12 protein-coding genes are annotated in these 13472 nt (G+C 55.2%); all 12 read left to right on the plus strand.

Translation table 11 applies throughout. The annotated features are described in order from the left end of the window. Positions 1-10 precede the first annotated feature (10 nt). The 12 genes from OS189_RS13880 (at position 11) to OS189_RS13935 (ending at position 13461) form a co-directional block, all read left to right on the plus strand. Complete coding sequence (locus tag OS189_RS13880) at positions 11-1207, plus strand: acetyl-CoA C-acyltransferase (protein WP_267167929.1); 1197 nt, start codon at positions 11-13, stop codon at positions 1205-1207. A gap of 72 nt (positions 1208-1279) precedes the next feature. Then, complete coding sequence (locus OS189_RS13885) at positions 1280-2272, plus strand: NAD(P)H-dependent flavin oxidoreductase (RefSeq protein WP_267167930.1); 993 nt, start codon at positions 1280-1282, stop codon at positions 2270-2272. Positions 2273-2338: 66 nt separating this feature from the next. After that, positions 2339-2989 carry a histidine phosphatase family protein gene (locus OS189_RS13890; RefSeq protein ID WP_267167931.1) on the plus strand — a complete coding sequence of 217 codons (651 nt, stop codon included), beginning with the start codon at positions 2339-2341 and terminating at the stop codon, positions 2987-2989. Positions 2990-3000: 11 nt separating this feature from the next. After that, complete coding sequence (locus tag OS189_RS13895; protein ID WP_267167932.1) at positions 3001-4029, plus strand: phosphotransferase family protein; 1029 nt, start codon at positions 3001-3003, stop codon at positions 4027-4029. A gap of 2 nt (positions 4030-4031) precedes the next feature. After that, positions 4032-4823, plus strand: coding sequence for an IclR family transcriptional regulator (locus OS189_RS13900; protein ID WP_267167933.1), 792 nt, complete (start codon positions 4032-4034; stop codon positions 4821-4823). 409 nt (positions 4824-5232) lie between these two features. Then, positions 5233-6477 (plus strand): branched-chain amino acid ABC transporter substrate-binding protein, encoded by a 1245-nt coding sequence (locus OS189_RS13905; protein ID WP_267167934.1) that lies wholly within the window; start codon positions 5233-5235, stop codon positions 6475-6477. An 80-nt stretch (positions 6478-6557) separates the two neighbouring features. Further along, positions 6558-7514, plus strand: coding sequence for a branched-chain amino acid ABC transporter permease (locus OS189_RS13910; protein WP_267167935.1), 957 nt, complete (start codon positions 6558-6560; stop codon positions 7512-7514). Continuing rightward, positions 7511-8851, plus strand: a complete 1341-nt coding sequence (locus OS189_RS13915; protein WP_267167936.1) for a branched-chain amino acid ABC transporter permease — start codon at positions 7511-7513, stop codon at positions 8849-8851. The genes OS189_RS13910 and OS189_RS13915 overlap by 4 nt, the downstream gene beginning before the upstream one ends. Beyond that, positions 8848-9609 carry an ABC transporter ATP-binding protein gene (locus OS189_RS13920; RefSeq protein WP_267167937.1) on the plus strand — a complete coding sequence of 254 codons (762 nt, stop codon included), beginning with the start codon at positions 8848-8850 and terminating at the stop codon, positions 9607-9609. The genes OS189_RS13915 and OS189_RS13920 overlap by 4 nt, the downstream gene beginning before the upstream one ends. Before the next feature lie 14 nt (positions 9610-9623). Then, positions 9624-10307, plus strand: coding sequence for an ABC transporter ATP-binding protein (locus OS189_RS13925; protein ID WP_323380235.1), 684 nt, complete (start codon positions 9624-9626; stop codon positions 10305-10307). A gap of 2 nt (positions 10308-10309) precedes the next feature. Further along, entirely contained in the window at positions 10310-11512 is a 1203-nt protein-coding gene (locus OS189_RS13930; protein WP_267168012.1) for a serine hydrolase domain-containing protein, read from the plus strand. Next, complete coding sequence (locus OS189_RS13935; RefSeq protein ID WP_267167939.1) at positions 11509-13461, plus strand: acetoacetate--CoA ligase; 1953 nt, start codon at positions 11509-11511, stop codon at positions 13459-13461. Before OS189_RS13930 ends, OS189_RS13935 begins: the two co-directional genes overlap by 4 nt. Positions 13462-13472 lie beyond the last annotated feature (11 nt).

Consider the following 13472-nt stretch of genomic DNA (forward strand, 5'->3'; position numbering starts at 1 on the left):
GAGACTACACATGCGTGACGCAGTAATTGTATCAACCGCCCGTACCCCGATTGGCAAAGCTTATCGTGGGGCGTTCAACAACACCACGCCGCAGGCACTGGCCGCCCATGCGATCGAGCACGCGATCAAGCGCGCTGGCGTTGATCCTGCCCAGATCCAGGATTGTGTCATCGGTTCGGCCCTTCAGCAGGGCCACGGCGCGGGCAATATCGCCCGTCAGGCGGCCATTCGTGCGGGCCTGCCCGTCACGGTCGCAGGCATGTCGCTGGACCGGCAGTGTGCCTCAGGCATGATGGCGATTGCCACTGCGGCCAAGCAGGTTGTTATGGACGGAATGGATGTGGTCATCGGCGGCGGTGTCGAAAGTATTTCGATGGTGCAGACACCCGAAATGCGCGTGAAGGGCGATCCGTGGATCAAAGAGCACAAGCCAGAGCTGTACATGTCGATGCTGGAAACCGCCGAGACAGTGGCCGAGCGGTATAATGTCAGTCGTGAACGCCAGGACGAATATGCCGCACGCTCGCAGGAGCTGACGCATCAAGCGCAGGAAGCGGGCCGTTTCGACGATGAAATTGCGCCAATGACTTCCAAAATGATGGTGCAGAACAAAGAAACCAAGGAGATCACCGAACACGAGGTGACGCTGGAGAAGGACGAGGGCAACCGCCCCGGTACAACAGCCGAAAGCCTTGCGGGCCTCAAGCCGGTGCACAAGGACGGTATCCACATTCAGGAAGGTAAATTCATCACAGCAGGTAACGCCTCGCAGCTGTCTGATGGCGCGTCGGCTACGGTAATTATGGAAGCCAAAAAGGCCGAACAGATGGGGCTGCAACCGCTGGGCCGCTATGTTGGGGTGATGGCCGCAGGCTGTGAGCCGGACGAAATGGGCATCGGCCCGATTTATGCCGTGCCCCCGCTGCTGAAAGCACATGGCCTGACCATGGATGATATCGGCCTTTGGGAGTTGAACGAAGCCTTTGCGGTGCAGGTGATCCAGTCACGTGATGTGCTGGGCATCCCTGATGAATTGTTGAACGTGAACGGCGGCGCGATTTCCATTGGCCACCCTTACGGCATGTCCGGCGCGCGCATGGTCGGTCATGCGCTGATCGAGGGTAAACGCCGTGGCGCGAAATACGTTGTCTGCACAATGTGTGTGGGGGGCGGCATGGGTGCTGCGGGTCTGTTCGAGGTTCTGTAAACTTTGCAATTTGCCAACAAGAGGGGCGGTTTCAGCCGCCCCCTGACCGTCACTATGAATTCAGGAGGCTCTATGGCCCGCGACGACTCCCATCTGCCCAAGGCGCTGCAAGGTTTGCGCATCCCTCTGATTGCTTCGCCGCTGTTTATTATCTCGGTGCCCGCGCTGGTGATTGCCCAGTGTAAGGCAGGGATCGTTGGATCGTTTCCCGCGCTGAATGCCCGCGAGGGCGAGGGGGAGCATCCGCTGCTCGACACTTGGCTTACCCAGATCAAGGAAGAGTTGGACCGTCATAACCAAGCCAACCCCGACAATCCGGCCGCCCCTTATGCGGTAAACCAGATTGTCCACCGCACCAACACGCGACTGGAACGGGATCTGGAAATCTGCGTCAAACACGAAGTGCCGGTCTGGATTACGTCGCTGGGCGCGCGTGTGGATGTGAACGAGGCGGCGCATAGCTGCGGCGGGATTGTGTTGCATGATGTGATCAACAACCGATTTGCCAAAAAGGCGATTGAAAAAGGTGCCGATGGTCTGGTGGCTGTTGCCGCAGGTGCGGGTGGCCATGCGGGGCAACAATCTCCATTCGCATTGGTGCGCGAAATCCGCGAGTGGTTTGAAGGGCCGGTGGCATTGTCCGGTTCTATCGCTACAGGTGAAAGTCTGCTGGCGGCACGGGCAATGGGTGCCGATCTTGGCTATACCGGATCGCCGTTTATCGCGACTGACGAGGCGAACGCCGATCAGGCCTATAAGGATATGATTGTGGAAAGTGGCGCGGAAGACATCGTATATTCCTCACTGTTCACGGGTGTCTGGGGCAACTACCTCAAAGGCTCTGTAAAGAACGCAGGCATGGACCCGGACGACCTGCCACAGTCGGATTCATCGGCGATGACATTCGCCGCGGACCGTGAAAAGCCCAAAGCGTGGAAAACCATTTGGGGTTCGGGGCAAGGTATTGGCGCGATCAAATCCGTTGGCCCAGCGGCGCAAATCGTCGACCGGATGGCAAAAGAATATTTTGCGGCTGGCAAAAAGCTCGCGGCGGAGTTTTCGTGAATAAGACACTACATCTAACGGGGCGTACGAATGCGCATTCTGTACGGTGCGCCCTTGAGGTGCACCGTGGCTGAACTGCTTGTTATACGTCACGGGCAGGCCTCTTTCGGGGCGGCAGATTATGATGTGTTGTCAGAGCTGGGGCGCGCACAATCGCGTGCCGCCGGTGACTGGCTGCGCTTGATGGGCTGGGAGCCTGACCGGGTCGTCACCGGGACTTTGAACCGCCAGATTGATACTGCAGCAGAAATGGGTTTCGCTTCTGCGCGCGAAGAACACGCAGGCCTCAACGAATACGATTTCGGTGATCTGCTGACAGCACGGTTCAAAGGGGATATCCCCGAGATGGTGAAGGGCGACCGCAAAACCCATTTCCGCACGTTGCGCGAAACCGTATTTGCATGGCAAAAAGACGAAATTGAAAACCCGTATGAGACATGGGGTGATTTTGCCGCCCGGATCGAAGCTGCGCGCGCATTTGCCGTTGATACCGATGCCAAGCGGGTGCTGGTTGTCAGTTCCGGCGGGGTGATCGGGCAGCTTGCGGCAGTATCATTGCAGGCACCTGTCCAGCATATGATGCACCTCAACCTGCAGATCAAAAATGCCGCCATGACGCGGTTTATTTTCTCCGGTAACCTGTTTTCGCTGAGCGAATTTAACGCAACGCCGCACTTTGCCACGCCGGATGGTGCAAAATTGATGAGTTACAGTTAGGGACGCCTTGCATGACCGATACACAGACCCTCGATGAAGCTGCCGTATATGCATATCTGACCGAAAACCTGGAAGGGTTTGAAGGCCCGATGGAAGTGACCAAATTTCAGGGCGGTCAGTCCAACCCGACTTTCATGCTCAAGACGCCTGCGCATTCGTATGTTCTGCGCCGCAAGCCGCCGGGTGTATTGCTGAAATCCGCGCATGCGGTTGATCGCGAATTTCGCGTGCAAAAAGCGCTTGAAGGTTCGGATGTACCTGTCTCCAAAATGCATCTGTTGTGTGAGGACGAAAGCGTCATCGGCTCCATGTTTTATATTATGGATCATGTAGAGGGCCGCAATTTTAATGAACCGGCAATGCCTGATGTATCAAAAGCCGACCGTGGCAAGATCATCGATGAAATGAATCGCGTTTTAGCGGCGCTTCATTCGGTTAATATCGATGCAGTTGGTCTGGCGGATTACGGACCCGAGGGAAATTACTTTGAACGGCAGGTGGGGCGTTGGTCAAAACAGTACCGCGCCTCGGAAACGCAAAATATTCCGGCAATGGATGAGTTAATGGAGGCGCTGGTGGGCCAGCGCCCTGCCGATGACGGGCAGCGTACGCTGGTGCATGGCGATTACCGGATCGACAATATGATCTTTGACGCAAAGGGAACGCAATGCCGTGCAGTGCTTGATTGGGAGTTGTCTACGATTGGCCATCCGTTTGCCGATCTGGCTGCCGTAATTATGCAATGGCAACTGCCTGCAGGGTCCGAAGGTCGTGGCATGGGCGGTCTGGATCGCGCGGCGCTCGGCCTGCCAAGCGACGAAGAATTTATCGCAGCTTACTGCGCGCGGCGCGGTTTGGATGGCATCGACAACTTTGGCTATTATCTTGCGTTCACCTTTTTCCGTATGGCAGCGATTATTCAGGGCGTATTGAAACGTGCACTGGACGGCAATGCTTCCAACCCCGAACGGGCGTTGAAAGTGGGGGCTTTTGTTCCGGTGTTTGCCCAGCACGGGCTTGATGCCCTAAAGCGGGGTTAAGCATGGATCATTTTGACCCTGATCCGGAAAACAAAGACCGCAACTTTGTAACTGCGCTGGCGCGGGGTCTGGAAATTTTGCGCTGTTTCCGGCGGGATGATCTAACGTTGACCAACAGCGATTTTTCGGAACGCACCGGCCTGCCAAAGGCCACGATTTCACGGCTGACGCATACACTGTGTGAGCTTGATTATCTGGTGGCTGACAGCCGAGTGGGCACTTACCGCCTCAGCGCGGGTGTGCTGCGCCTTGGTTTTAGCCGTCTTGCCGCAATGGATATGCGCGACCGTGCAAAGCACGAAATGAAAGCGCTACGGCTGAACGGACCTAACCCGTTTATCACGGTCGCACTGGCCGAACAGCACCGCACCGAAGTGATCTATCTGGCGACAGAAAGTTCTACCGAGGGAGTTACGCTGATGGTGCGTGTCGGCACCCGTCTGCCCCTGTTTCACTCGGCCATTGGCAAGGCCATTCTGGCGGTTACCCCAGAAGAACGATGCGAACAGATATTCGGCTTTGCCCGCACTGAGGGTGAAGAGGTAGAGCGCGACGCGCGCGCGTGTTACCAGCAGGCGCTTAGCGAGTACGCCGCGAACGGATATTGCACAGGATACGGTAACTGGCGTTCGGACGTGAACGGCATTGCGGTACCGGTGCATTCTCTCAGTGACGGACGAATTTACGGTCTCAATGTCGGGGGTCCGTCATTCCGGGTCAAACCCAAACAGTTGGAAGGGGTGTACGCCGAGCGCTTGTTGAAAACAGCACAATCGCTCAGCTTGCAGCAGTAGCACATCATCTCAGCGGATTCGCAGGCGTAAAATTTGCGGTTGTTTGTTCCGCATAGCGGAATTTCGTCGGGCTGTTTGGGCCTGACCGATGCTATTTAGCAGACATATTTTTGGCGGTATAACCGCATATTTTTTAACGTGTCAGTCCCTTCGTGTGACAATTTATTCGCGAGCTAATTAATATTCAATTCTATACTAACCGTTTCAAGACAATGGGTTGAGTGAGATTCCCAACTTGAAAGTCATATGAAATATGTATCACGAATTAAATTTTCTCGTGTCAGGCTGAAAAAACCGTCCCGCTGTTGCAATGTGAGTGCTTGACTTACTGCGGTGGTGTGTAACTCTCGCCAAATAGCCCACTCATAGAGATCGCAAACAGCGGCGGGCTGTCCTAGGGAGGAACATTATGAAGAACATCACAAAACTGGGTGCTGTATCGGCACTATCACTCATTATCGGCGCGAGCGCCGCATTCGCCGAAGACATTAAGGTGGCGTTTATTGATCCGTTGTCGGGCCCGTTTGCCAGCACGGGAACCAATGGCCTGCACCAATTCGAATTTGCTGCGGATTACATGGTAAATGAAAAAGGCGGCCTGTTAGACGGCAAGAAGATAGAAGTCGTCGGGTTCGACAACAAAATCAGCCCCAAAGAATCTTTGATCCAGCTTCAGGTCGCAATTGATCAGGGTGTCCGGTTTGTTGTGCAGGGTAACTCGTCCGGTGTTGCAAACGCGCTGACCGAAGCCATTGACAAGCATAACCGCCGCAATCCCGACAGCCGTGTTCTGTTTCTAAACTATGCCGCTGTTGATCCGGCACTAACGAATGACAAGTGTAACTTCTGGCACTTCCGCTTTGATGCCAACTCTGACATCAAGATGGATGCGTTGACAGACGTGATTGCCGCCGACGATGAAGTTAAGAAGATTTATGTCATCGGTCAGGACTACTCTTTTGGTAAAGCTGTTTCTGCCGCCGCCAATTCAATGCTGAAAGCAAAGCGGCCGGATATCGAAATTGTCGGTGACGAACTGCACCCGATTGGCAAAGTGAAAGATTTCACACCGTACTCACGCAAGATCGTTTCATCGGGCGCGGATGCTGTCATCACAGGTAACTGGGGTGCGGACATGCTGGGTCTTGGACGCTCCATCATCGAAAACGGCTTCACTGGTCCGATCTATACCTACTACGGTGCGGGTTCGGGTATGACGGCAGCCTTTGGCGATTCCGGTAAAGGTATTATTCGCCTGATCAGCGAAGGGCAGGTTAACCCGCCCCCGACACCCGAAGCGTCAGCCTACTACGATGCGTTCAGCGCTAAATACCCTGAAGGCAATATCGACCAGACACGCATTTCCAATACCATTGGGATGCTGGCTGCGGCGATTGAAAAAGCCGGTACAGCCGACGATGTGGTTGCAGTGGCAAATGCGCTTGAAGGCATGGAGTATGAAAGCATGTGGGGTGGCACGCTCTTTATGCGTCCCAATGACCACCAGTTGATTCAGGACATGCACATCGCGGCGCACACAAACGAAGGTATCACCTACACCTTCGACAGCTCCGACTATGGCGTTTTGGTTGAATCAACCGTTGAGATGGCGTCGAAAGACAGCGAAAGCTCATGTGAAATGAAGCGTCCGTAAACGGATCTTCTCCGGCCCGTCCGCGCTATTGTGCGGGCGGGCCACCTTCCACGTAAACATTTTTCTACCGGAGGGGCCTCATGGACCTCATTCTCGTCAATCTGATCGACGGGCTGGTGACCGGACTGCTGCTGTTTATGCTGTCCGCCGGCCTGACCCTTATTTTCTCGATGATGGGTGTACTAAACTTTGCCCATGCCAGTTTTTACATGCTGGGGGCCTACTTTGCCTACCAGATCAGCATCGCGCTGGGGTTCTGGATGGGGCTGCTGATTGCGCCCTTGCTCGTAGGTGTTATCGGCGCGGGGGTTGAGCGATACGGGTTAAGGCGAGTTCACCAATATGGTCACGTACCTGAATTGATATTCACATTCGGTCTTGCCCTGTTGATCGAAGAACTGGTGCAATTTATCTGGGGGAAGAACCAGATGCCCTATAACGGGCCGGAAATTCTCAACTTTACCGCATTCGCTATCTCGGGCAATTCCATTCCTGCCTACAAGATTTTCATGATATTTATCTCGGTCGGCATCTTCCTTGGTCTTCTGTATGTTTTGACAAAGACCCGTGTTGGCATGATCATTCAGGCAGCGCTCAGCTATCCGCGCACTGTTGAGGCGTTGGGCCATAACGTGCCGCTGATCTTTATGGGCGTATTCGGTGTGGGCACTGCGCTGGCCGGTGTGGCCGGTGTTATTGCGGGGCCGGTATTGGGCACCTTCCCCGGAATGGCTTTTGTGCTGGGGTCGATTGTTTTTGTGACCATTGTGATCGGGGGGCTTGGCTCGCTCTGGGGGGCGTTGGTGGCCTCGTTGTTGATCGGCTGGATCACGACGTTTGCCAAATCTTACAACATTGAAATGGAGGATATCCTGAACGGGATCGGCATCAGCACACCGGAGAATCTGGATGATAACATCTTCCGCGATTTCTGGAGCCTGACCAGCCCGCAGATCGCCGACATCCTCCCCTATATCCTGATGGTGCTGATCTTGATTTTCCGCCCCGCAGGTCTGTTCGGAAAGCGCATTCAATGACCAATAAAGATCCACGCACCGATATCCCCAAGGGCGCAAAGCCGTCCGAACAGATAATGACTGACCCCTCAAAAGCAAGCGAGCGGATGCGCGCAGGATCCATGACTCTTACGCTGGTCCCTTGGGTAGTTGCCGCTGTTTTGCTGGCGATCCTGCCGCAACTGTTCACCAACAACTCCGCACTGACAATTATGAACCAGATGTCGATCACGATCGTCTTCGCACTGGCCTATAATATGTTGCTAGGTCAGGGCGGGATGCTATCATTCGGCCACGCGGTTTATGCAGGTGTGGGCGGCTTTGCCTGTATGCACATCATGAACATGAGCGATTTTTTCGCTAGTATTCCGCTGGTGATCCTGCCGGTTTTCGGTGGTCTTTTCGGGATGGGCCTTGCGATGATTGTCGGATCATTCTCGACGCGCAGCGCAGGCACGGTTTTCGCCATGATCTCACTGGGTGTGGGAGAGCTGATTGCAGCCTGTTCGGTAATTATCGTTGCATTTTTCGGTGGTGAAGAAGGCGTCAGCGGTGATCGTACCTATGCACAGCCGTTCTTTGGCGTTGAATTCCTCCAACAGGAAGAAGTCTATTACCTGACAGCAGCATGGGTCATTATATCAGCCGCTCTGATGTACCTATGGAGCCGCACACCCGTCGGCCGTATGGCGAACGCCGTGCGCGACAATCCCGAGCGCGCCGAATTCTTGGGCTATTCCTCCCGCTGGGTGCGCTACTACAGCTTTGTTGCATCGGGATTTTTTGCCGGTGTTGCGGGTGGTTTGTTCGCGATCAACTACGAAATCCTGACCGAAGAAAACCTGAATACGGCTTCTTCTGGTGTGATCCTTCTTGTTACATTCCTTGGTGGTGTCGGGTTCTTCTTTGGCCCGATCATCGGTGCGATTGCCTTCACCCTGTTGCAAACCGTGCTAAGCCTCTCAACAGAGCTTTGGGCATTTTATGCGGGCTCGTTGTTTCTGGCGACGGTTATGTTTTTCCCCGGTGGGCTGGCGGGGCTGATCATGATGCATGTGCCCGCGTTCAAGCTGGGCAAAGCGGGGAAGCTGGTGATGCCCTACATTAAAACCCTGCTGCCAGGGGCAATCGGAATTCTTGGTCTGGCGGCGCTGGTCGAGATGACATTCCACTATCGCCACGCTGCAACCGGAGATGATGAAATGACGATTTTCTGGACAACCTTCGACAGTCATAGCCTTATGCCGTGGATCATTGCAGGTGCTCTGACCTTGATCGGTCTTGGCATCGCCCGCGCCACCGCACCCGCGCTCAAGGATGCGTGGAGCGAAGCTAACTCGGCAGGAGGCGCATCATGAGTACACCCGCACTCGAACTGAACGGACTCAAGAAAAGCTTCGGCAAAGCCGAAATTATCCGCGGCATTGATTTGTCGATTGGCAAAGCAGAGAGGCACGCGATTATCGGTCCGAATGGGGCTGGCAAATCAACCCTGTTTAACCTGATCACCGCGCGTTTTGCCCCGACCGCAGGCACGGTAAAGCTGCACGGTGAAAACCTCGCCGGGCTGGAGCCGTTCCAAATCAACCGCAAGGGGCTGAGCCGTTCATTCCAGATCACCAACATCTTTCCGGCGATGACAGTGTTTGAGAACGTCCGCTGCGCCTTGTTGTGGTCGCAAGGGTACAAGTACAGCTTCTGGCATCTGGTGAACAAAAAACGTGATCTGACCGAAGGAGCCGATGCCATTCTTGACAAGATCAACCTGCTGGAGCGGCGCAATCTTCCGGCAGGTACACTCAGTTATGCCGAACAGCGCGCGTTGGAAATAGGTATCACCATTGCGGGTGGCGCTGATGTGATCATGCTGGATGAACCCACTGCCGGGATGTCGAACACCGAGACTGATTACATCACGGATCTAATTCTCAAGGTGACCGAGGGCAAAACACTGATCATGGTTGAACACGACATGAGCGTGGTCTTCGGTCTGGCTGATCGGATCAGCGTGCTGGTCTATGGCGAGATCCTTGCGACGGGCAAGCCCGCAGAGGTGCGCGCGGATGCAAAAGTACAAGAAGCCTATCTGGGCGCTGCATTGGAGGCAGAACATTGATCGAAGTCACCGACATGCACGCCTATTATGGCAAATCCCACATCCTTCAGGGGGTGTCCCTTAATGTTCAGGAAGGTGAAATCGTTGCGCTGCTTGGCCGCAACGGGGTTGGCCGCTCGACCACCTGCAAGGCGATCATGGGCGAAGTCACGCCGCATGGGTCTGTCAAATTCAAGGGTCAGGAAATTGCCGGTAAGAAAGCTTATGAAGTTGCAAATCTGGGGATTGGATATGTCCCCGAAAACCGTGATATTTTTCCGGGCCTGACCACGCGCCAAAACCTGACACTGGGCTTGAAGCCCGGCCAGAGGGATGGCGCGGGGCGCTGGTCAATGCAGATGATGTTCGACATGTTCGAAAACCTTGATCGTCGCGCAGATGTAGAGGCATCGGTGCTATCGGGAGGGGAGCAGCAGATGCTGACCATGTGCCGCACATTGATGGGCGACCCCGATTTTGTGATGATCGACGAGCCGACAGAGGGCCTGTCGCCGCAGATGGTGCAAAAGGTCGCAGAGGTTCTGCAAGAGATCGCCAAGCGCGGCATATCTACCTTGCTGGTTGAACAAAAGCTGTCCATCGCGATGGATATCGCGGATCGCGTGTACGTCATGGGCCACGGTCAGGTTGTATTCGAAGGTACACCGGCCGAGTTGAAAGCCCGCGAAGATGTTCGCAAGGAGTGGCTGGAGGTCTGATGATGGCGTTTGACAGCACGCGCCTGAACCGCATCAGTACATGGATGCAATCCTACGTCGACACCCGCCGGTTCGCCGGTGCATCGGTTCTGGTGTCTCAAAGCGGTGAAGAAGTGTTTTACGATGATTGCGGCCTGCGCGATGTCGAAAACGCCGCCCCTTGGCAGCGCGATACCGTGGCGCGTATTTATTCGATGACCAAACCCGTCACATCGGTGGCGCTGATGATGTTGGCGGAACGTGGTCTGTTCCACCTTGATGCGCCTGTATCCGATTTTATTCCCGCATTTTCCGACATGCATTGCCTGCTGGATGGCGCAACAGGGATTGATCAGGTGATGCCCTGTGCAACACCCACTTTGCACCAGTTGCTGACCCACACGTCGGGACTAAGCTATGCATTCAACCCCGGCATTCTGGGGCAGGAAATGACGGCGCAAAAGATCGAATTCCGTGGCGATCGTGAAACGCTGGCGCAAGCCTGTGACCGCGTTGCAGCGTTGCCGCTTGCTTTTGCTCCCGGAACGCGGTGGGAATATTCAGTCGCGATCGACATCATCGGGCGGGTTGTCGAAATCGTTTCTGGCAAATCGCTCGAGCAATTTTTTGTGGAAGAGATTTTCGCACCGCTTGGCATGGATGAAACCCGTTTTTCGGTTCCCGCCGCTTTACGCGACCGTTTTGCCGCCTGTTACACCCCGCTTGCGGGGGATGCGTTTTCAGTGGGCAAAGTCGCTGCTGCTGATAATACGCTGCGCCTGATCGACGGTGTCGATAAATCGCCCTTCCTTGATGCAAACCTCTATTCCGGCGGTGGCGGATTGGTCGGCACAATCGATGATTATCTTAAATTTTGTGAAATGATGCGCACAGGGGGCAGTGGCCTGATTGGCCCCAAAACCCTCGAATTTATGATGCGCAACCATCTGGGCGGCGATATCGCGTCAATGGGACCGAGCAGCTTTGCCGAGCAGCCAATGGAAGGCATGGGGTTTGGAATTGGCGGTGCTGTGTTGCTGGACGCTGGCCGCGCACGGGCACCGGGAAGTGTGGGTGATTTCAGTTGGGGCGGCATGGCGTCCACCTTCTTCTGGATCGATCCGGTGACTGATCTATCGGTCGTCTTCTTTACACAATTGATCCCCAGCAGCGCCTATCCCGCACGCCCGCAACTGAAAGCACTTATCCACGGAGCGATGACATGAGCCGCGTTTTGTGGCGCCCCACTGCGGAGCGCGCAGACAATTCCACTATGGCCGCGTTCGAGCGGTTTTTAAATGATACACGCAATCTGACCTTTGACGACTACAATGAAATGTGGCGGTGGAGCGTTTCCGATCTAGAAGGTTTCTGGGCCGCGATCTGGGATTTCTTCAACATTCGCGCCAGTGTGCCCTACACGCGTATTCTGGGAAAACGCACCATGCCGGGTGCAGAGTGGTGCCCCGGCGCGATGTTGAATTACGCCGATAACATACTGCGTCACGCCGAGGGTCGTGAAGACCACCCCGCCATCGTCAGTCTGTCCGAGACATCGGGCCGGATGGAGCTTTCATGGGGCGAATTGCGCGCGCAGGTCGCATCCGTGGCTGCTCATCTGCGGCGCATGGGGGTAGAGGAGGGCGACCGTGTAGTCGCGATCCTACCCAATACAGAGGCGGCGCTGATTGCCTTTCTCGCCTCCGCCAGTATCGGCGCGGCTTGGTCGCTATGCGCGCCGGATATGGGGCATGTCGCCATTCTGGACCGCTTCAAACAGATCGCGCCAAAGGTTCTGATCGCGCAGGACGGATATATTCACGGTGGCAAAACGATCGACCGACGTGATGTGCTGGCGCAGATTACTTCGCAACTGCCCAGCGTTACGCAGTTTATTACCCTTCCGGTTATTGGTGAAGTGCCGCAGGGACATATCGCCTGGGACGGCCTGCTGCACGATGATGCGACGTTCGAGGCGACGCAGGTGCCGTTCGACCACCCCCTCTGGATTGTTTATTCATCCGGCACGACAGGCAATCCCAAACCCATCGTTCACGGGCATGGCGGTGTCGTCCTCGAAGCGGCCAAACAATCGCTGCATCACGATCTCGGTAAAGAAGATCGTTTTAGCTGGCTGACATCTTCAGGGTGGATCATGTGGAACGCCCAGTGGATGGCCCTTGGGCAAGGGGCAACCGTCTGCCTCTACGATGGCGCGCCAAACCATCCCGATATGCTAACGCTTTGGCGCTTTGCCGCAAATGAAAAGCTCACGTATTTCGGCGCAGGCGCAGCGTTTTTCTCCGGTTGCCTGAAAGCGGGTATTTGCCCGCGGGAGGCTGTTGATTTGTCGGCCTTGCGTTCGCTCGGCTCAACAGGCTCACCGTTGAGCGCGGATGTCTATGACTGGATTTACCGTGATGTGAAGGAAGATGTCTGGCTTGCGCCAATCTCGGGCGGTACCGATCTGGCGGGAGCCTTTGTGCTGGGTCATCCCGCAATGCCGGTGCGCGCGGGTGAAATGCAGTGTCGCGCGCTGGGTAACGCCGTGCGCGCCTTTGATCCCGACGGAAACGAACTGATTGGTGAAGTCGGCGAACTTGTCTGCACCGAGCCTTTACCTTCCATGCCGCTTTTCTTCTGGGGCGACGATGACGGATCGCGTCTGTTCGAAAGCTATTATGATACCTATCCTGGAGTATGGCGTCACGGGGACTGGATCAGCATTGATGAAAACGGCGCAAGTGTGATCTATGGCCGCTCGGATGCCACGATAAACCGCAAAGGGCTGCGCCTTGGGTCGTCAGAGATCTATCAGGCCGTTGAAGGACTTGAGGAAGTTCTTGATAGCCTCGTCATTGATCTGGAGTTTCTGGGTCGCGACAGTTTCATGCCATTATTTGTTGTGCCTGCAGCAGGGGTGGCATTTGACGAAACACTCAAAAACAAAATCAACGAGGCGATCCGCAGCGGTGTTTCCGCACGGTTCATCCCTAATGAAATCATCGAAGTTGCGGAAATTCCTCGCACTCTTTCGGGCAAAAAGCTTGAGGTTCCTGTCAAAAAGCTATTGTTGGGGGGTGACCCCGAGCGCGTGGTGAACCGTGACAGCATGGCCAACCCCGCGAGCTTTGACTTCTTTATCGCCTATGCGAATGCACGGGCCACCACGTAAAAGGCCATCCC

The organism is Sulfitobacter sp. F26169L (assembly GCF_026410285.1).
Taxonomy (GTDB): domain Bacteria; phylum Pseudomonadota; class Alphaproteobacteria; order Rhodobacterales; family Rhodobacteraceae; genus Sulfitobacter.

What these genes read in the sequence shown, in the direction of transcription:
- OS189_RS13925 (WP_323380235.1), top strand. Translation starts at nt 9,624, where the DNA reads ATGCACGCCTATTATGGCAAATCCCACATCCTTCAGGGGGTGTCCCTT.
- OS189_RS13930 (WP_267168012.1), top strand. Translation starts at nt 10,310, where the DNA reads ATGGCGTTTGACAGCACGCGCCTGAACCGCATCAGTACATGGATGCAA.
- OS189_RS13910 (WP_267167935.1), top strand. Translation starts at nt 6,558, where the DNA reads ATGGACCTCATTCTCGTCAATCTGATCGACGGGCTGGTGACCGGACTG.
- OS189_RS13880 (WP_267167929.1), top strand. Translation starts at nt 11, where the DNA reads ATGCGTGACGCAGTAATTGTATCAACCGCCCGTACCCCGATTGGCAAA.
- OS189_RS13920 (WP_267167937.1), top strand. Translation starts at nt 8,848, where the DNA reads ATGAGTACACCCGCACTCGAACTGAACGGACTCAAGAAAAGCTTCGGC.
- OS189_RS13905 (WP_267167934.1), top strand. Translation starts at nt 5,233, where the DNA reads ATGAAGAACATCACAAAACTGGGTGCTGTATCGGCACTATCACTCATT.
- OS189_RS13915 (WP_267167936.1), top strand. Translation starts at nt 7,511, where the DNA reads ATGACCAATAAAGATCCACGCACCGATATCCCCAAGGGCGCAAAGCCG.
- OS189_RS13885 (WP_267167930.1), top strand. Translation starts at nt 1,280, where the DNA reads ATGGCCCGCGACGACTCCCATCTGCCCAAGGCGCTGCAAGGTTTGCGC.
- OS189_RS13900 (WP_267167933.1), top strand. Translation starts at nt 4,032, where the DNA reads ATGGATCATTTTGACCCTGATCCGGAAAACAAAGACCGCAACTTTGTA.
- OS189_RS13895 (WP_267167932.1), top strand. Translation starts at nt 3,001, where the DNA reads ATGACCGATACACAGACCCTCGATGAAGCTGCCGTATATGCATATCTG.
- OS189_RS13935 (WP_267167939.1), top strand. Translation starts at nt 11,509, where the DNA reads ATGAGCCGCGTTTTGTGGCGCCCCACTGCGGAGCGCGCAGACAATTCC.